Source organism: Rheinheimera baltica (genome assembly GCF_030731985.1).
Lineage (GTDB): Bacteria > Pseudomonadota > Gammaproteobacteria > Enterobacterales > Alteromonadaceae > Alishewanella > Alishewanella baltica.
In genome coordinates this window covers 295,546-314,200 of sequence record NZ_JAPJDY010000004.1, presented here as the reverse complement: position 1 = coordinate 314,200, position 18,655 = coordinate 295,546, and the positions used below count along the sequence as shown (strand labels likewise).

12 protein-coding genes are annotated in these 18,655 nt (G+C 46.7%); 3 read left to right on the top strand and 9 right to left on the bottom strand.

Annotation, left to right across the window (positions count from 1 at the left end):
• Window positions 1-5 precede the first annotated feature (5 nt).
• Complete coding sequence (locus ORJ00_RS08860; RefSeq protein ID WP_305975448.1) at window positions 6-3,323, bottom strand: MHYT domain-containing protein; 3,318 nt, start codon at window positions 3,321-3,323, stop codon at window positions 6-8.
• Window positions 3,324-3,499: 176 nt separating this feature from the next.
• Between ORJ00_RS08860 and ORJ00_RS08855 the strand changes: the two genes are divergently transcribed.
• Window positions 3,500-4,012 (top strand): hypothetical protein, encoded by a 513-nt coding sequence (locus tag ORJ00_RS08855; RefSeq protein ID WP_306136348.1) that lies wholly within the window; start codon window positions 3,500-3,502, stop codon window positions 4,010-4,012.
• A 12-nt stretch (window positions 4,013-4,024) separates the two neighbouring features.
• Here ORJ00_RS08855 and phoR read toward each other — a convergent pair whose 3' ends face one another.
• Window positions 4,025-5,359, bottom strand: a complete 1,335-nt coding sequence (gene phoR, locus ORJ00_RS08850; RefSeq protein WP_027671476.1) for a phosphate regulon sensor histidine kinase PhoR — start codon at window positions 5,357-5,359, stop codon at window positions 4,025-4,027.
• Between the two features lie 17 nt (window positions 5,360-5,376).
• Window positions 5,377-6,063: a phosphate regulon transcriptional regulator PhoB gene (gene phoB, locus ORJ00_RS08845; RefSeq protein ID WP_027671475.1), complete on the bottom strand. Its 687-nt coding sequence runs from the start codon at window positions 6,061-6,063 to the stop codon at window positions 5,377-5,379.
• A 366-nt stretch (window positions 6,064-6,429) separates the two neighbouring features.
• On the opposite strand from phoB, the gene ORJ00_RS08840 reads away from it, so the two are divergent.
• Both ORJ00_RS08840 and ORJ00_RS08835 read left to right on the top strand, forming a co-directional pair.
• Complete coding sequence (locus ORJ00_RS08840) at window positions 6,430-9,108, top strand: beta-helix domain-containing protein (protein WP_306139599.1); 2,679 nt, start codon at window positions 6,430-6,432, stop codon at window positions 9,106-9,108.
• Between the two features lie 119 nt (window positions 9,109-9,227).
• Window positions 9,228-11,888, top strand: a complete 2,661-nt coding sequence (locus ORJ00_RS08835) for a TonB-dependent receptor domain-containing protein (RefSeq protein WP_306139598.1) — start codon at window positions 9,228-9,230, stop codon at window positions 11,886-11,888.
• Window positions 11,889-11,953: 65 nt separating this feature from the next.
• On the opposite strand, the gene ORJ00_RS08830 is transcribed toward ORJ00_RS08835, so the two are convergent.
• The 6 genes from ORJ00_RS08830 to ORJ00_RS08805 form a co-directional block, all read right to left on the bottom strand.
• Window positions 11,954-12,856, bottom strand: coding sequence for a porin (locus tag ORJ00_RS08830; protein ID WP_306139597.1), 903 nt, complete (start codon window positions 12,854-12,856; stop codon window positions 11,954-11,956).
• A gap of 268 nt (window positions 12,857-13,124) precedes the next feature.
• Entirely contained in the window at window positions 13,125-13,850 is a 726-nt protein-coding gene (phoU, locus tag ORJ00_RS08825) for a phosphate signaling complex protein PhoU (RefSeq protein ID WP_305975458.1), read from the bottom strand.
• Window positions 13,851-13,895: 45 nt separating this feature from the next.
• Window positions 13,896-14,666 carry a phosphate ABC transporter ATP-binding protein PstB gene (gene pstB / locus ORJ00_RS08820; RefSeq protein WP_027671470.1) on the bottom strand — a complete coding sequence of 257 codons (771 nt, stop codon included), beginning with the start codon at window positions 14,664-14,666 and terminating at the stop codon, window positions 13,896-13,898.
• A 61-nt stretch (window positions 14,667-14,727) separates the two neighbouring features.
• A complete protein-coding gene (gene pstA, locus ORJ00_RS08815; RefSeq protein WP_051219868.1) occupies window positions 14,728-16,098 on the bottom strand; it encodes a phosphate ABC transporter permease PstA in 1,371 nt (456 codons plus the stop codon).
• Between the two features lie 3 nt (window positions 16,099-16,101).
• Window positions 16,102-17,481 (bottom strand): phosphate ABC transporter permease subunit PstC, encoded by a 1,380-nt coding sequence (gene pstC / locus ORJ00_RS08810; protein WP_305975460.1) that lies wholly within the window; start codon window positions 17,479-17,481, stop codon window positions 16,102-16,104.
• Window positions 17,482-17,616: 135 nt separating this feature from the next.
• Window positions 17,617-18,648, bottom strand: coding sequence for a substrate-binding domain-containing protein (locus ORJ00_RS08805; protein WP_027671467.1), 1,032 nt, complete (start codon window positions 18,646-18,648; stop codon window positions 17,617-17,619).
• Window positions 18,649-18,655 lie beyond the last annotated feature (7 nt).

Below are 18,655 nucleotides of genomic sequence, written 5' to 3'. Positions count from 1 at the left end.
CGGTGTTATCCTGCGTTTATCCGCTGTTGTATTTGATTTAGGGTTGCCATAGCGCTGGCAAAGTCAAATTCGTTTACTGCATCAAGCAAAGATAGGATCAGTGTTTCATGTATTCCAGTATAACGTTCTAACTGTGCCAGTACGCTGTCATTAATTTCATGTCTTTGCAGGGCCTGAGATAAAGGACTAAGCAAAGCTGCAAGGGCGACATCATCGAGCGGTTGCAACGTCTTTGTTGAAACACTGTCTGGTTGTTGCTGCAACTGTTGGCAAGCTGCCAGGTGTTCAGGCCAGCTTTGCAATATTTGTTGCAGCGTGTTTTCTGCGCGATCTTGCTGCTGCTGACGAGCTGCCTGCTCTAACTCACCACACAGTTTGCTTAATTGCTCCAGCGCCAAATTAGCACTCACCCCTTTGATAGCATGCGCCGCTTTTTGTAATTCATCTAATTGAGCTGCTTTCAGGTTTACTGCCGCTTGCGCCAACACGGGCTCTTGCTGCTGTAAAAACTGTTCCAGTTGGGGCAGGTAATGCGTAAGCGAGCCCCACAACAGCAACGCTTTGGACAAATTGAGTACTTGCAGTGGCTGAGCCTCTGCGGCTATAACCGAGGGTAGCGCACCAACATCTAAATCCAATACGCGGGCAATTTCTGCACTTAACATTTCAAAATCAACGGGTTTACTGGCAAACCCCTGCATACCGGCTTCTTTAGCTGCCTCTTTATCTTCATCCAGCACACTTGCGGTCAGTGCGATAATGGCCAACGGCTCTCGCGGTAGTGACTGCTCCCACTGCCGAATCAACTTGCAGGCTTGTAAACCGTCCATTACTGGCATTTGAATGTCCATCAACACCACATCAAACGGTTGTTGCTGCACCGCTACAAGCGCTTGCCCGCCATCTGATACAGCCACCACTTTGTGTCCGGCACGCTCCAACAACAGCTGTAATAATTCTAAATTTTGCGGTATATCATCCGCTATTAACACCGACAACGGCGGTAATGCACACGCATGATCAATATTGCGTTGTGGTAGTGCTGTGCCCGGTTTAAGTGGCAAGGTAAAGCTAAAGCAGCTACCAACACCTTCTGTACTTTGCACACTAATATGGCCACCCATCAATTCAACAAGCTGCTTACTTATGGTGGTGCCAAGACCAGTGCCACCGAAGCGACGGCTCATCGACGCATCAGCCTGGGTGAAGGCATCAAAAATGTACGGCAAACGTTGTGGTGAAATACCAATGCCGCTGTCAATAATGCTAAATGTGAGTTCAGATGGCGCATCAAGCTGCACTTTCACCGTTACACTGCCCTGCTCGGTAAATTTAATCGCATTACCCAACAGGTTTGTTAACACCTGACGCAACCTATCTGGCGCGCCGTAGTAAAACTCAGCCGCGGCAGCATCTAGCTCTAACGTGAGTTGTAATTGTTTCTTACGGGCCTGCAACCACAAGGTAGACACCACAGTATCCAACAGCGCCGGTAAAGAAAAATCAGCATATTCCAACTCAACTTTGCCTTTTTCCAGCTTGGCACTATCAAGAATGTCGTTAAGCAGATGCAATAAGGAACGGGCGGCACTATGAATAGTTTGCAGGTGTTTTTGTTGCTGTTCGGGCAAACCGGATGACAACATTAAATCACTAAAACCAATAATCGCATTCATCGGCGTGCGAATTTCATGACTCATATTGGCAAGAAAAGCTGAACGGGCTTCAGCAGCTTGTTCTGCAATGTTTTTAGCCTGAACCAACTCTTGCTCCATCTGCTTACGAGCACTGATATCCATTAAGAAACCGTCCAGCCAAACGACATCGCCCGTATCCGTTTTTATCGCTTCGCCATGCTCTAAAATCCAGCGCCAACTGCCGTCTTTGTGACGTATACGGTACTCAACCGTAAAGCTGCCTTGATACAAGTCTAACTGGGTGGTTGTGGCTTTATCAGCCGGATGAACTAAATCAGACCAGCTACGCTGCGCCGATGGCAGCATAAAATCACTCGCCGGATAGCCTGACAACCACTCCACTGCATCACTTATAAACAGCATGTCCCAGCTGTCATTGAACAAACAGCGGTAGGCTGCGCCGGGTATATTACCGATGAGAGAGCGGAACTTAGCCTCATTTTCACGCAGCGCCGTTTCCATTTGCAACCGTGCGCTAATGTCAGTGATAAAGGCGACAAAAATATCCTCTTCTGCCAATTTGGCATGTCCAATTGCCAGGCGTATTGGTACGGTATAACCATTCTTATGAAGAGCATCCACATCGCGACCCACACCAATAATCTTAGCAATGCCGGTACGTAAATAATTTTGCAGATAAGAGTCGTGTTCTGAACGAATAAGTGCAGGAGTCAGGATGTTAACGTTTTTCTGCAGTAACTCTGACTCTTTCCAGCCAAGAATTTTTTCAGCCGCTTTATTAATGCCCTGAATCAAGCCTTTGCTGCTAATGGTAACAATGCCGTCAACGGCAGTATCCATCATCGCCAGCAGCCGGGTTTCATTAGCCTTAACCTGATGATTAAGCTCACGATATTTCAGCAGTAAATTTAGCACGACCACTAATCCGGTAATCAATAGCGTGGTAAAAGCTACACCCAGCGCCAATAGCCAGGAAATATCGCTGCTGTCATTTGTTGCAGTAAACCCCTGTGGTGGCACAAAACGCGCGGCTGCCATCCCGGTATAATGCATACCGCTTATTGCGGCGCCCATTACCAGACTGCTTATTAGGGTAAGCCAATGCGGCCGCAAGTTAAAACGACGCAAACCAAAGCGCACCCACAGTGCCACAATAGCCAGCACTACCGCCACGACAATCGATAAGGAAAATATGAGTAAATCGTACCGCAGCGCAACCGACATCTGCATAGCCGCCATGCCCATATAATGCATAGTGCCAATACCCGCACCAACTAATACGCCACCAATTAGCAATTGCATGCGATGCAAATGCTTTTTACTAATCAGCTCCAATGCCACCCAAGATGCAGCAATACTGGGCAACATAGATAAAAAAGTTAGTCCGGGGTGATACTCAACGCTGGTGCACAACGCAAACGCTAACATGCCAATAAAGTGCATAGACCAGACACCACCACCTAAGGCAATACTGCCACTGCCCAGCATCAACATTCTTATGTTTTTATTCTTAACACTTATCGCTTGCGCAGTAACATGGATTGCAATAGCTGAGGAAAAAACAGCAATCAAAAATGATAGCAGTACCAAACCAGGGTCATAACTACCTGCAAGCAACATAGGATCGGCCGGATATTCAAACCACTGACGTAACCAGTTCATCATCCTACCTCTTAACTGCATATGCTTTGTACAAATGTTAACAGAGTACAACTGTGCAAGGCTATGCTTGAAGCGATATCGTTGTCACTTTCGCCACTTAATAACACTAAATTAGCAATTGGCATAGTTTCTGCTTTATTTTTCACATTAAAATACATCCTCAACGTGGACAGATTGTGATGTCAATGTCAGTAAAGCTTATTAATGGTTATCAGCAACAATATCAGCAGCGAGTGCAATCTGAGCAAACGGCAAATGACATCTCGCACCGGCAAGAATTTGCCGCTACGGCACAATCAACGGTAAAACCGGCAACACGACCACCTGCGCAACAGATAGACAAAGACAGCGCAAACCAAGACGCTTTTTTAACCAGCCTAATGGACCAGATGCTGGCTAACCGTTTAGGATTAGATAGACAAAAGTATAATGAAATACTATTGCAAATTGAAAAAGCTATGGCTGAAAAAGACAGTCTGACTCAACTACCGCCAAGCTCGGAGCGTGATAATAAAATAACTGCGCTAGATGCCAAAATAGACCAATTTGGCGAAGCACTACAAGGATTGATAGAAGCAGCCAATGGCAATCGTGAACGCCAAGAACAAGAGAAGCAGGGTAAATTTGCTGTACAGCAATATCAAATAACTATGCACCCTACTAAAATCAACACATTGTCTCTGCGTAATTGATCAGCGTTGCCCTTAGTTTGCAGCTTTTTTGCTACTTCGTTTGGCAGTGTTGCTCAACACCAATTCAGGTGGCAATGTGAACGAGAAGCTACTACCTTTGCCCGGCTCGCTGAAAATCATTAACCGGCTGTTGTGGCGCGATAATACGTGCTTAACAATCGCCAAGCCAAGGCCTGTGCCGCCGGTATTGCGTGCGCGTGCTTCATCAACGCGATAAAAACGTTCGGTTAGACGCTTAACATGTTGCGGCGCGATCCCCGGCCCATTGTCATTTACCGCAAATACCGCTTTTTTGTGCTGACGCTGCCAGCTTATCTGAATATCACCGCCATTTTGCGTGTACTTAATTGCGTTAATAACCAGGTTTGAAAATGCACTGCGTAGCTCTTCTGTAACACCGGTCACTTTTAACTCAGCGTCAATATCAAACGTTAAATTATGTTGTTTATCACGATTTAACGCCTGCGCTTCTTGCTCTAATTTATGCAACATGGCTGGCACGTCGACTGCATCATCAAAATGTACCCGCGCCGAGGCTTCAATGCGCGATAAGGTAAGTAACTGTTGTACCAAAGCATCCATGCGTTTAGTTTGATCAAGCATCACGTTATGGGCTTTTTTCCACATTAGTTTGTCAGGCAGGTTCTCATCGTCCATCACCTCCAGGTAGCCTTGCAAAACAGTAAGCGGCGTGCGCAGTTCATGAGATACATTAGCGACAAAGTCTTTACGAATTTGCTCCAGCTGTTTTAGCTGAGTAACATCGCGTACGATCAACAAATACTGTTCAATACCGTACGGCATAATATTAAATTCTAGTGTGAGCTGGTCGTTCACCGGTGACGGTAACTCTATAGGTATGTCAAACTGAGCGGCATGAAGATAGTTTAAAAAGTCGGGGTGTCGAATAAGGTTGTCCAAACGCAAGCCTTCATCTGCCGGCCAATGCAAGCCAACCAGAATTTGAGCCAGCTTATTGCTCCAGATAATAGACCAATCATCGCGCAGCACCACTACAGCCTCTGGCAATGCTTCTGCGCCATCACGAAAACGACGAACCACATTACGCAACTCACGGCGCTTGCGTCTGTCGCGCCGTTGCAGGTAATAAATACCTTCGAATAAATGACCCCAAATACCCTCACTAATGGGCGGGGACAATTTACGGTCACGCCATAACCATTTATCCATTAAAAATAAATGGTGATAATGCCAAAGCAATAACGCAACGGTGAATATAAGCAACGCCAGCAGTAAACTGTTGGAAATTAGCCCCACCAGAGCAATAAAACAGTAAAAAAGGAAGAGTCTGGTGTATACCTTCCTTTTTGATAGCAGCTGGCGCATAGCAGTGGCAATTAACCTTACTTAGCAGAAAAACGGTAGCCGGAGCCACGCACGGTTTGCACTAATCTATCATGACCGGCGATAGAAATCGCTTTACGTAAGCGGCGGATATGCACATCCACTGTACGGTCTTCTACGTAAACATTAGTGCCCCATACGTGGTCCAATAGCTGTTCCCGGCTATATACCCGTTCTGGGTGTGTCATAAAGAAATGCAGCAAACGAAATTCTGTCGGCCCCATATCCAGCGCTTGCTCTTGCGCCATAACGCGATGTGACACTGGGTCCAGTTTCAAACCCTGCACTTCAATGACTTCGTCCAGGCTGGTCGGCGATACACGGCGAATTACCGCCTTAATACGCGCCATGAGCTCTTTCGGTGAAAACGGCTTGGTGACGTAATCGTCAGCGCCTACTTCTAAACCCCGTACTTTATCTTCTTCTTCACCGCGCGCCGTAATCATAATAATGGGAATATTACGCGTCAGTTCATGCTGCTTCATTTTTTTCGCTACCTGAATGCCGCTACCACCGGGCAACATCCAATCCAGCAACACTAAGTCAGGATAGGGTTCCATTAAAGCATTAACAGCAGAATCGTAATCTTCTGCCGTTGTGGCTTGATAACCATTTTGCTCCAACACAAAACACAACATATCGCGAATCGGCGCTTCGTCTTCAACTACCAGGATTTTTCTTGCCATAGCACTCACCACATTCTGTTTTCCGACTTGGATGCCGGGCTACTGTAACTATTTACTGCGCATAGTATTGCTGCAGTTTATGACATTTTTATGAAAACGTAAGGTTAATCTTTTTTTGGCCTGCACCCAAAATAAAAACACACATTTACGCAACATCATTTACCAGATTTAAACCTTTGCAGGCCGCTAATTTATGACAGTACAGTGAACTTTTTTTGACACACCACGCTGCAACCCCAGTCTTATCAAGGGTAAACATGACTGTTATGTTACAGCCACATCAATGTAATAAAAGCGTCATTTCTCTGCGTTAGGGTGCGTGCAACTTATTCGCACGACCTAAAACAACTCAACGGAGAGATGGTAATGGCTTTACGCAAACTGTTAAAACTAAGCGCAATAGCGTCAGCGGTAGCGCTGGCTGGCTGTGGTGGTGACTTAGTCATTAATGCTGGTTCTGGCAGCGACGGTGGAGATAACGGCGGTGGTACGCCACCAGTAACAAGTAAGTGCCCTAGCTTTGCAACAGAAGGTGCTAGCCTGGCCGGTGTAAGTAAAGCCGTTTGTGAAGTTACCGGTACCATTACCAGCGACACGCGGTTAACAGCTGACATCGCCTGGTCGTTAAACGGTAAAGTTACGGTAGGTAATGACAACAGCAACAGCGCTACGCTGACAATTGAACCAGGTACTTATGTATACGGTAAAAGTGGTGCTGATTATCTGGTTGTTGCCCGCGGCTCAAAAATTCAGGCAGTAGGTACTGAAACTGCGCCAATCGTGATGACATCAGTAAACGATATGCTGGGATTATCTGACGAAGAGTCATCTGCAGAGTGGGGTGGCCTGGTAATACTGGGTAAAGCACCTACTAATAAATGTGATCAGGCTAATTTAGCCAGCTGTCAGGTAGAAGCTGAAGGTGAAGCCGGCCCATACGGCGGTGATAACCCGGATGATAACAGCGGTGCGTTGAAATATGTTCAAGTGCGTTTTGCCGGTTTCGAAGTTATTCCGGACAATGAATTAAACGGCATCACATTTGCGGGTGTTGGTCGTGGCACTACCGTTGAATACATTCAGGTACACAATAACCTGGATGACGGCGTTGAGTTTTTCGGCGGTACAGTTGATGCCAAGTATGTGGTATTAACCGGCAACCGCGACGACTCTTTAGACTGGGCAGATGGCTGGACTGGCCGTATGCAACACGTACTTATTCGTCATAACCCAAATAACAGCAAAGCCAACCGCGCCATTGAAGCGGATAACCAGTCTGGCAACTTCACAGCTGAGCCGGTAAGTAAGCCACAAATCGCTAACGTAACGATTATTGGTAACGACTTTGACGGCGAAGACGACTCAGAGGGTGTGTTGTTACGCGCAGGTACCGCTGGCGAACTGTACAACATGATCATCACCGGCTCTGCTGGCATGGGTGAGTGTTTTGAAATCAATAGCGATGAGTCGGTTACCAACACCGGTAATGGCGAAATCGTGTTTCGCAACTCTATTATCGATTGTGCTGAGCCGTTTAAAAATAGCGTAGATGGCAACAATAACGTGACGCTGGATGCGGGAGTTTGGTTCCGTGCACAACCGGGCAACATGGTAACCGATGCCTTGCTGGGCGGTTATATCCCCGCACCAAACTCACCGGCGCTGGGTAACGGTTACAACGTAGCAAACAATGTAGACAGCTGGTTTGATAACGTTGACTACGTGGGCGCTTTCAATGGCACAACAGACTGGACTGAAGGTTGGACAGTAGGTATTCACCCAGAAGACGACTTAGCGGCCTGCCCTGCCGGCACCAGCGAAGTTAACAGCTTGTCTGGCCGGTTAAATTGTCAATTAAGCGGTGATATTACCTCAAATGTTACCCTGCTAGCGGGTGCTGACTACGTATTAAATGGCCGGGTACGCGTGGGTATAGATAACACCACTGCCGCCACCTTAACAGTACAACCTGGCGTGCGCATTTACGGTAAATCTGGTGCAGATTTCCTGGTTGTTACCCGTGGTTCAAAAATTGAAGCTAACGGCACTGCTGCTAACCCAATCGTCATGACATCAGTACAGGACATCATTGGTTCACCTACCGCTGCCGGACAATGGGGTGGTTTAGTGTTACTGGGTAAGGCACCAACAAACAAATGTGACCAAGCTGATTTAGCTAACTGCCAGGTAGCCGCAGAAGGTGACGCAGGTAACTACGGTGGTGCTAACCCGGCTGACAACAGCGGCACATTGAATTATGTCGTAGTAAAACATGCTGGTTTTGAAGTTATTCCTGACAATGAGTTAAACGGTATTACCTTCGCAGGTGTGGGTTCAGGCACTAAGTGCTCAAACATTCAGGTTCACCAGAACGTGGATGACGGTATCGAAATGTTCGGTGGCAGCGTGAGCTGTAAAAACGTGGTGTTAACCGCTAACGGTGATGACTCAGTTGACTGGGCTGACGGTTGGAACGGTAAGTTACAGTTCGTACTGGTTAAGCATGCAGCTGATGGCGCTAAAGCCAACCGCGGCATTGAAGGCGACAACCAGTCAGGTAACTTTACTGCACTGCCTGTTTCTAACCCAATGATTTCTAACATGACCATTATCGGTAACACCTTTGACGGTGATGATGATTCTGAAGGCTTACTGTTACGTGCTGGTACCAATGCCCAGCTGGCAAACTTTGTGGTAACTGGCCCAACCGGCATGGGTGAATGTTTAGAATTCGACTCGGCAGAAACCAAGGCACTGGCAGCAGCCGGCACCTTAACCATGACTCACTCTGTGATTGCCTGCCCTGAAGCCTTTAAAGGTGACTTAGGCAACGGCACAACCACAGAACAGTGGTTCTTAGCACAAACAGGCAACAGCACCGCAGCCAGTATGTCAGACGTAGTAGATGGTATTTTTACCATCGACACCACCACGCCAAAAGACATGTCAGCGCAAGACAGCTTCTTTGAAGCAGTTGATTTTATCGGTGCCATTAAAGCTGGCAACGATTGGACTGCAGGCTGGGCTGTTGGCTTAGACGACTAAGCCATATCAACACTGCCGGTGCGAGCTGGCAGTGTTTTTTATTTCACCAGGTTAAGCGCCGCGTTGCCGCTTAACGCTACGCAGATGTAACAGAATTAAGCTGATAGGACAAAGTTCAGATGAGCAGCATGCAAAAGTTTAATTTCAGTCGTGTTGGCCGCAGTGTGTTGCTGGCCCTGAGCACGGCAACCGCCTTGGTGTCATTGGGCGCCGTCGCGCAAGACGCCACTGAGCCAGCACCACAGAGTGAAGCCGATGTTGAACGTATTTCTGTATCCGGCCGTCTGATGAGCTCAGCCGCCTCTGCAGCAGCAGAGCGCCGCGAACAACCTTATGTTGCCGAACTCCTGGGTATGGAGCAAATTTCACGCGCTGGTGACAGTAATGCCGCCACCGCACTACGTCGTGTAACCGGCCTGACGCTGGTTAAAGACAAATTTATTTATGTACGCGGGTTAGGTGAGCGCTACTCCAGCACCTTACTCAATGGCGCTCAGGTGCCAAGCCCGGATCCTACGCGTAATGTTATTCCACTGGACATGTTTCCCGCCGGCATTATTGAAAGTTTGGTAGTACAAAAAGCGTATTCGCCTGAATTACCCGCGGCCTTTGGTGGTGGTAACGTTAATATCCGCACTACGGCAATTCCATTGCAAACCAGCTTTAACGTCGCCGTTGGCACAGGCTATAGCAGCCTGAATAGCGACGATGGTTTTGATTATGCCGGTGGCGGTGATGATTGGCGCGGCAAAGATGATGGCCGTCGTAGTATTTCACCTGAACTGGCCTCAGCGCAGCAGCAATACGGCATATTAACACCGGTTAATATTGCCGAAGCCCTTGGCGGCATCAATGCGGGCAACCTGGCACAGGCTGAAACCATAGTACGGGAACTTGGCACCGCATTTAACCGCGATGTTGATGTTAGCCGTGACAGCGTAAAACCAGATTTTGATGGCAGTGTGTCTTTTGGTAGTCGCTTTGATTTAGCGAAAAATGTAGTGTTTGGCGTGATGACGGGCCTGAGCTATGACCGTTCCACGCAAAATATTGAAGAGCAAGAGCGTTACTACTCTGTATCAGGCGACAGTCTGGTGCCACTTAACCGTTATGACGATATCAAAGGCACAGAACATCAGATCAAAATGTCTGGCATGTTGAACTTTGGTTTAGAGCTTGGTGTTGATCACCGTATAGAAAGCTCAACCATTTACCTTAGCGATACCAAAGACGAAGTTAAAATAAAGAACGGCGATAGTATAGAAACCATCAACGAAAACAACCGTTCAAACACTGATACCAGCATCACGTATGAAGAGCGCACCATGCTCAGCAATCAATTACGTGGCCGACACAACTTTCCATACTTAATGGACTTAGCCTTAGACTGGCAGTACACCGACGCAAAAGCACGCCGCTATGCGCCGGGAGAAATTGAGTATCGTTATCTGAACGAAACGCAGAGCGATGGCTCGGTATTCTCATTTTTGCGTCGTAACCAAAATGCGGTGAACTACAGTTTCGGTGATATGAAAGATAACACTGAAAACCTAAGCTGGAACGCCAAGCTGCCGCTTACACTGGGCAAAGCAGAAATGACGTTAAGCGGCGGTTATGCCTACTTTGAACGTAGCCGCAATGCGCAAACTGACCGTTTTAACTTTGACACTGTCGGATACAGCCTGGAGCAGTTATCGGGCAGCTTCTCAGAGATATTCTCAGACAGCAATATTTTAGATGCCGCAAATGGCTTTAAAATATCAAACGTGACAACACAGGCCGACGATTATCTGGCTGCACAAATGATTGACGCCGGTTACGCTGCGCTGGAAGTAAACTACGATTACAAATTCCGCCTTAATTTGGGCGTACGCTATGAAGACTTTAAACAAATTTCACTGCCACTAACCGCAGAAGGTGAGTTAAGCGGTGAAGTTACCGATTCGGTGCTGCTGGAAGATGGTTTTTATCCGGCCTTGTCGCTTACCTGGTTTGTTACTGATGACTTACAAGCCCGCTTTGGTTACAGCCAGACCGTAGTGCGGCCTGACTTACGTGAAGTTACGCCAGTACTTTATGTCGACCCATTAACTGATTTTAAAGTAACCGGTTTCTCTGGCTTACAAAGCACTGATATTAACAGTGCTGACGTGCGATTAGAGTGGTACTACGATAACAGCAATTACAGTCTGGGTTTATTTTACAAAGATTTAAAAAACCCAATAGAAGCCGTAGAGTTATCGGGCTCAGACGGCAACCTGCTAATGTCGTTCCGTAATGCACAAGATGGCAAAGTCTATGGTGCTGAAGCAGAATTTCTGCAACAACTGGACATGTTTGGTGGCGATTTTGGTCAGCTGGCAAATAACTTCTTTGTTGCCGGCAACCTGACAGTAAGCGAGTCAGAAATCAACATTCAACGCTTCCCGGGCGCAAACCTGACCAACCTGACACGCAGTCTAAGCGGCCATTCTAAGTATGTTGCTAACCTGCAGTTAGGTTTTGATTCCGATAACAACCAGCACAATGCAACGTTAACCTATAACGTGTTTGGTAAGCGTATCGCGTTCGCGGGTGTGAATGACAAAGACGATGCCTTTGAGCAACCATTCCACTCGTTGGATCTCACTTACAGCTATATGCCGCAAGAAAGTATGACGGTAAAACTGGGGCTGAAAAACTTACTGGACGAAGACGTGGAGATTTTGCAGCAAGGTGAAGTGTTGCAAAAACGGATTGAAGGCCAGAGCTTTGGCTTGAGTTTCTCGTATAAGTACTAGTACTGCTAGAGCTAATGAAAACGCCGGTCAATGACCGGCGTTTTTATCAATTCATGTATTAAGCATTAAAACTTGTGTTCTAAACCCACTGCTAAATAGTCTTTATCCAACGCTTCATCGAAATCAAAGCTGGAATACCAGGCAAATACTTTGGTGTTTTTACCCAGTTTGTAGTCCACACCGGCACTAAAACCGTTGTCATCTTCCATAACCTGATATTGGCCTTTAAGTTCAGCCTTACCCATAGGGTAAGCAACGCTGACCAAATAACCATCGCGCTCAACTGTGGTGCTGGTTGATTCCTGTGTTTGGTACATAGCACCTAGTTTAAAACCAGCCACTTTAACCTGACCACTAGCCCGCACAGTATCATAACCATTTACTTCAGCGTCATACGCCAGCGCCGCATATACGTTACTGTTTTTTAAACCGTCGTCACCATACATCAGTGCTGCTGAAATACCATCTTCTCCAGCAGGGCTATCTTCAACGACATAGGTCACCTGAGCACTAAAGCCAGAAAATGATGGCGTGAAGTAACTAATAGAGTTACTCACACGGTTTTCGCCTTTCCACAGCACTTTAATATCGGCTTCATAATCATTAAACAGGTCAATTTTACCTTGCGACATTTTAAGCGCAGAATCATGACGCCCAACACGCACTTCACCAAAACTGCCAGCCAAACCAAGGTATTGATTACGTGCTTTGATATTTTTCTCATTCGCTTCATCTGAAGGGTCAACTTCCCATTCCAGCTGATACGTTACGCTTAAACCATCTTCCAGTGCATAATCACCTTTAAGGCCAAAACGTGAAGTATTACTTTTTAACTCGGTAAAACGGCCTTCACCTTCGTCACTCGACTGCGCGGTAACATTAATTTTGCCGTACACTTCCAACTCTCTGGCTTGTAATGTACTTGCGCTGGCCAAGGCTACCGCTAAAACTAAAATTGATTTCTTCATATTCTGCACCTGAGTAATTACCGTTATTCGTTTCGGCCGTTTACGACCTATGCTGTTGATGACCGCGCCATAATATGGCTAATTTATGACACTAAAATGACAATATGGACTTTTTGTGACGATCAAATGATAATTTTATGACCTTAAAACAGCTAAGCACTTGTCCTAATAACAAAAAGTATCTACCAAAATAATCGGATAGCCAGTTTTTCATAAAAAAAATGATATAAAAAAAGGAGCTTTCGCTCCTTTTTTCTGTGTTTAATGCTTAATCACGTTTCTTGTCGACGACTTGCTGCAATTCATCATCGCTTAGATGAGCGACATTGCGCCCCTTACTCAAAAATATGGTGTGTTCGCAAATGTTGCGCGCGTGATCGCCAACACGCTCCAACGCTTTGGCAACGTGCGACACCTGCAGACTAATACTAATTTGACGTGCGTCATGCATCATCATAGTAAGGCTTTGCTGCATAATGCGGGCATAGTCGTCATCAATGGCTCTATCTTCACGCAGAACATCTAAGGCTTCATCAGCATCAATTTTTTCAAATGCCACCAAGGCGCGCTGTAGCATTTGCAGGGCTTTTTGTCCCATAACGGCCAGCTCATCTAACTGAGATTGCTGTGGGCGGTTACCCGGCTCTTCTTTTAGTAGCACCTTACCAATGCGCTTAGCAAGGTCACCTATTCGCTCGACATCATTGATACTTTTCAGCACAGCTAATACTAAGCGTAAATCACCTGCAGCGGGCTGTCGCCGGGCCAATATATCCAGGCAATGCTCGCTGATGTCGACTTCAAAATTGTTTACCTTGCGATCAGCCGCTTTTACCTGCTTTGCCAAAGCAAGATCTGCCGAGGTAAACGCCGTTAAAGCGTCGCTCAGTTGTTGTTGTGCTAAGCCCGCCATTTGCAATAAGCGCATAACGGCTTGTTGTAACTCTTCATCATAAGCCTGTGAATAATGGCCGCCGATTTTATTATTTGGCATAACGCCAGTCTCCTGAAATTGTCTGCACCCTGGGCGGCAATAGTATTAACCGTAACGACCGGTAATATAGTCTTCGGTTCGTTTTTGCTGCGGATTAGTAAAAATATCGTTGGTATTACCAATCTCGATGAGATTCCCCAGATGGAAGAATGCAGTACGATCCGATACCCTCGCCGCCTGTTGCATATTGTGTGTCACAATAACAATGGTGAAGTTCTGCTTTAATTCATCTATCAACTCTTCAATAATTGAGGTTGCAATGGGGTCTAATGCAGAACAAGGTTCATCCATCAGAATAACTTCCGGGCTTACCGCAATACTGCGGGCAATACACAAACGCTGTTGTTGACCACCTGACAATCCGGTACCGGGTTGATCCAGACGGTCTTTTACTTCGTTCCACAAGCCGGCACGGCGTAAACTCGACTCAACAATATCGTCCAGATCGGCTTTGCGCTCTGCCAAGCCATGTAATTTAGGGCCATAAGCGATGTTTTCGTAGATCGACTTGGGAAACGGGTTAGGCTTTTGAAACACCATGCCAACCTGTGCCCGCAACTGCACAACATCCAGCGAAGGGTCATGGATATCACGCCCATCAAGCAAAATGCTGCCATTAACCCGGCACTGATCAATTGTATCGTTCATCCGGTTCATGCAACGTAAAAAGGTTGACTTACCGCAGCCAGACGGGCCGATAAAAGAGATAACTTCATTCTGATATACGTCCATGTTGATGCCATGCAGCGCCTGATTGTCGCCATAAAACACCTTCACATCTGTCGCACTAATTTTAACCGGGGCTGAGTTACTCATGCTTTTATCCGTTACCTTAAAAATTAAATCTGTTTAGCGTAGCCTGCCTACTGGCAAAAGGTTACCAACGCTTTTCGTATTTTTTCCGTAGCCAAATTGCCATGCCATTTAAGCTAATCATCATCATCAACAATACGATTATGGCTGCCGATGTACGCGCTTCGAAGAAGTTACGTAGCTCGTTGCCTTGCCACAGATAAATTTGCACTGGCAAAGCACTGGCTTGGTCAAACGGCGATGCCGGCACCGAAGCAACAAAGGATTTCATACCGATAAGCAACAGTGGTGCTGTCTCACCCAACGCCTGCGCTACACCTAAAATAGCCCCCGTTAAAATACCGGGTATCGCCAGTGGCAGTACATGGTGGAAGATAGCCTGCATTTTTGACGCTCCCAATCCCAGTGCAGCTTGACGTATGGAAGGGGGTATAGCTTTTAACGTAGAGCGGGTAGCAATAATCACTGTGGGTAGCGTCATTAAGGACAACACCAGGCCACCAACAATAGGTGCAGACATCGGCAAATTAAACCAGCCAATTAACACCGATGCCCCCAACAAACCGAATACAATAGACGGCACAGCAGCCAGGTTATTAATGTTAACTTCAACCAAATCGGTAATTTTGTTACGTGGGGCAAACTCTTCCAGATAGATTGCCGCAGCAACACCCATTGGTACCGCCAGCAAAATCACCACTAGCATCATGTAAAACGATCCCATAAAGGCACCTGCCAAACCAGCTGACGCGAGTGAACTGCGTGAGTCAGGGTTCATAAACAAGGCGAAGCTAAAGCGATTCTGAATAATGCCGTCTGCCGACAATTTATCGGCCCACTGACGAGTAATTGGGCTTAGCTGTTGCTGCTCATCTGGCAAACTGCGGTCAATATTACCTTTTAACCAAACATCAATGTTGGCATCTGTCAGTAAATGAAGTGTGCGACGCTGACCAATAATGCTGGGATCAGCCACCACCATATCACGTAAGGCGAAACGCTCACCCGACGTCACAAAGCGCGCTAAATCACGTCTGTGTTTGCTGGCATCAGGCAAAATAGTTTGCAAGCTGTCTGTAATCAACCGGTTGAAGTTAACAAAACCCACGTCGGTCTGCCATGCCAGATAGCGTTGACGAAAATCGTTATCAGACTCCTCGGCCTGCTGCTCTGGTTTAGCCGGGATCTTAATTATTGCCGGGTCAAAATAAATATCCAGCGTGATTGCAGACTGCCAGAACGCTGGTACACCACGAGAAAATATATTGATAAACAGCACTGCAACCAGCCCCAGACTAATCAATACTGCACTGAGCCCTAAACGACGGAACAGCTTTTCTTTGCGATGCCGCTTCGACAGCGAGGCGATCACTTTTTGCTGCACCAAGCTGGGTGTAGCAACCGCTTTAATCGGATTTTCTGCAATAATTGTCATAGCTTACTCGTATTGCTCACGATATTTACGCACGATTACCAATGCCACCACATTAAGTAGCAAGGTAATAACGAACAGGGTTAAGCCCAGGGCAAAGGCTACCAACGATTGCGGGCTGGAGAAGTCATTGTCGCCAGTAAGCTGATTAACAATGGTAACGGTAACGGTTGATACCGCTTCAAACGGATTAGCTGTTAGTGCAGGGCTGTTACCGGCTGCAAGCACTACGATCATCGTCTCACCAATAGCGCGACTGGCAGCAAGCAGTACCGCGCCAACAATACCCGGTAAGGCTGCAGGTAAAACAACCTTTAAAATGGTTTCAGATTTCGTTGCACCCAGACCAAGAGAGCCATCTCGCATCGACTTTGGCACTTGCGTAATGATGTCATCTGACAGCGACGAGATAAACGGGATAATCATAATACCCATCACTACGCCAGCGGTTAATGCAGAAGTGGCATTAATATCCAACCCGATAGAGGCCCCCAGGTCGCGCAGAAATGGACCTACGGTGACTAAAGCAAAGAAGCCATAAACAATGGTAGGAATACCCGCTAACACTTCAATCAACGGTTTAGCCGTGTTGCGCAATTTTACCGGCGCATATTCTGCCAAATACACAGCAACCATTAACCCCAGCGGTATGGCCACTAGCATTGCGATTCCGGCTATCATAGTCGTACCGGCCAGTAATGGTACCAAGCCAAAATCACCCTGCTCACCCACGCCAACAGTAGAAAAACGCGGATTCCAGGTAGTACCGAAGAAAAACTCTGTCGGCGGAATGTAACTAAAGAACTTTAATGTTTCCCCCACCATCGATAACACGATACCGATGGTCGTAAGGATAGCAACAGTAGAACAGAGCACCAGCAGCCCTTTAACCACACGTTCTACCTGATGTCGGGCTTTTAACCGGGGTGTAATTTTCAGCAGGCTAATGAGCATACCAACGGCAGCAATCACTGCCATCAGCGCAGTTAACATAATGGCGCTGTTGGCTTTAAGCTGGCGTAGATGATCGGCTGCGCTAAGCTCCCAGGCTTCAGCATCAGCGACAACACCAAAATTATCTGCCAAATTGCTTATACGTTGTGATACGACGCGAAGCTGCTCTGTGCTTAGGCTACTCACCTCTGTCGGTAGATGTGACACCATCATGGCATTGATCACTGCCGGTGATAGCCATAACCAAAGTATCAATATTAAAAAGGCTGGTAATACCGCCCAGAGCCCCACCATCATGCCGTAATGATGTGGTCTGGAATGCATGCGCAAATCGGAGTTAACTGTAGCCACTTTGCGGCTGCGGGTCATACCAAGCTGGTATCCCAGTGCCAACAGCACTAACAGCACTACAATTAACGAAAAGTTACTCATGGTTGCTCCGTAATCGGCTTACACGTTGTTGCTAGTTAAAGAGAGCAGTGTAAGCGACTTATATTTCACTTTTATGACAAAGGCAAAGCAAAAAAAGAGAACCATGCCAGGTTCTCTTTAAAAGCTCGGAGCTTATTATAGCGACTTTTTCAACTTAATGTTCTGTGTCATCTGAGCACGCTCATCGTCAGATAATGGAATTAAGCCTGCGCTTTCCAACACACTACCGAAGCCTGACATGCCTTCACTCACATGGAACTGAGCATATTCCTGTAGACCTGGGATCACACCAATATGCGCGCCTTTAACATAGATAAACAATGGGCGTGATACCGGGTATTCACCAGATATAATAGTATCCAGATTAGGTTCAACACCTGACACAGTTGCAACTTTGATGCGGTCACGGTTAGCTTCGTAGAAGCTTAAACCAAATACGCCTATAGCATCTTTTTGTGCCGTCAAGCGTGCTAACGTTTCAGTGTAATCACCCGCGATTTCAACCACCCGGCCGTCGGTACGCATAGCTGTACAGACTTTCTTCGCGGCGTCTTTTTCCATTGCTTGCACCAGTGGCAACGTTTCACAACCAGGAATGACGACTTTTTCTTCATAAACTTCGCGCGTACCGTGGTTTGAACCCGGAATGGCCAGCAAGATTTCTTGATCTGGTAAGTTTTTATCTATTTGATTCCAACGGGTGTATATATTAGCCACCAACTTACCGTTTTGTGGTACTTCAGCTGCCTGGGCTAAAAAGACATGCTGAGGCTCCAATTTAAATAATGCAGCATCAGTACGTGAAGCAAACACAATACCGTCGTAGCCAATTTTTACTTCAATGATTTCTTTAACGCCGTTCTCTTTACATGCTTCAACTTCGTTAGGACGAATTTTACGTGATGAGTTAGCGACATCAATGGTGTTGGCACCAACACCTTGACAAAATTGACGCAAACCACCAGAAGAACCACCAGAGCCGACTACCGGCGTGCGAAACTGAGCAAAGTTATTACCAAACTCTTCTGCTACTACTGACGAAAATGGCAGTACAGTTGATGAACCCGCAATTTGGATCGTGTCACGGCTTTGCGCCTGAGCAGCAGCTGATACCGTTAATGCAATGGTAGTGGCCAGCAACAGGTTAGAGATTTTATTCAGTTTCATTTTAATT

Excerpts from the sequence above, each read along its gene's own strand:
- ORJ00_RS08835 (WP_306139598.1), top strand. The coding sequence starts at position 9,228 with ATGAGCAGCATGCAAAAGTTTAATTTCAGTCGTGTTGGCCGCAGTGTG.
- ORJ00_RS08840 (WP_306139599.1), top strand. The coding sequence starts at position 6,430 with ATGGCTTTACGCAAACTGTTAAAACTAAGCGCAATAGCGTCAGCGGTA.
- pstA (WP_051219868.1), bottom strand. The coding sequence starts at position 16,098 with ATGACAATTATTGCAGAAAATCCGATTAAAGCGGTTGCTACACCCAGC.
- phoU (WP_305975458.1), bottom strand. The coding sequence starts at position 13,850 with ATGCCAAATAATAAAATCGGCGGCCATTATTCACAGGCTTATGATGAA.
- ORJ00_RS08860 (WP_305975448.1), bottom strand. The coding sequence starts at position 3,323 with ATGATGAACTGGTTACGTCAGTGGTTTGAATATCCGGCCGATCCTATG.
- pstC (WP_305975460.1), bottom strand. The coding sequence starts at position 17,481 with ATGAGTAACTTTTCGTTAATTGTAGTGCTGTTAGTGCTGTTGGCACTG.
- ORJ00_RS08805 (WP_027671467.1), bottom strand. The coding sequence starts at position 18,648 with ATGAAACTGAATAAAATCTCTAACCTGTTGCTGGCCACTACCATTGCA.
- pstB (WP_027671470.1), bottom strand. The coding sequence starts at position 14,666 with ATGAGTAACTCAGCCCCGGTTAAAATTAGTGCGACAGATGTGAAGGTG.
- ORJ00_RS08855 (WP_306136348.1), top strand. The coding sequence starts at position 3,500 with ATGTCAATGTCAGTAAAGCTTATTAATGGTTATCAGCAACAATATCAG.
- ORJ00_RS08830 (WP_306139597.1), bottom strand. The coding sequence starts at position 12,856 with ATGAAGAAATCAATTTTAGTTTTAGCGGTAGCCTTGGCCAGCGCAAGT.
- phoB (WP_027671475.1), bottom strand. The coding sequence starts at position 6,063 with ATGGCAAGAAAAATCCTGGTAGTTGAAGACGAAGCGCCGATTCGCGAT.
- phoR (WP_027671476.1), bottom strand. The coding sequence starts at position 5,359 with ATGCGCCAGCTGCTATCAAAAAGGAAGGTATACACCAGACTCTTCCTT.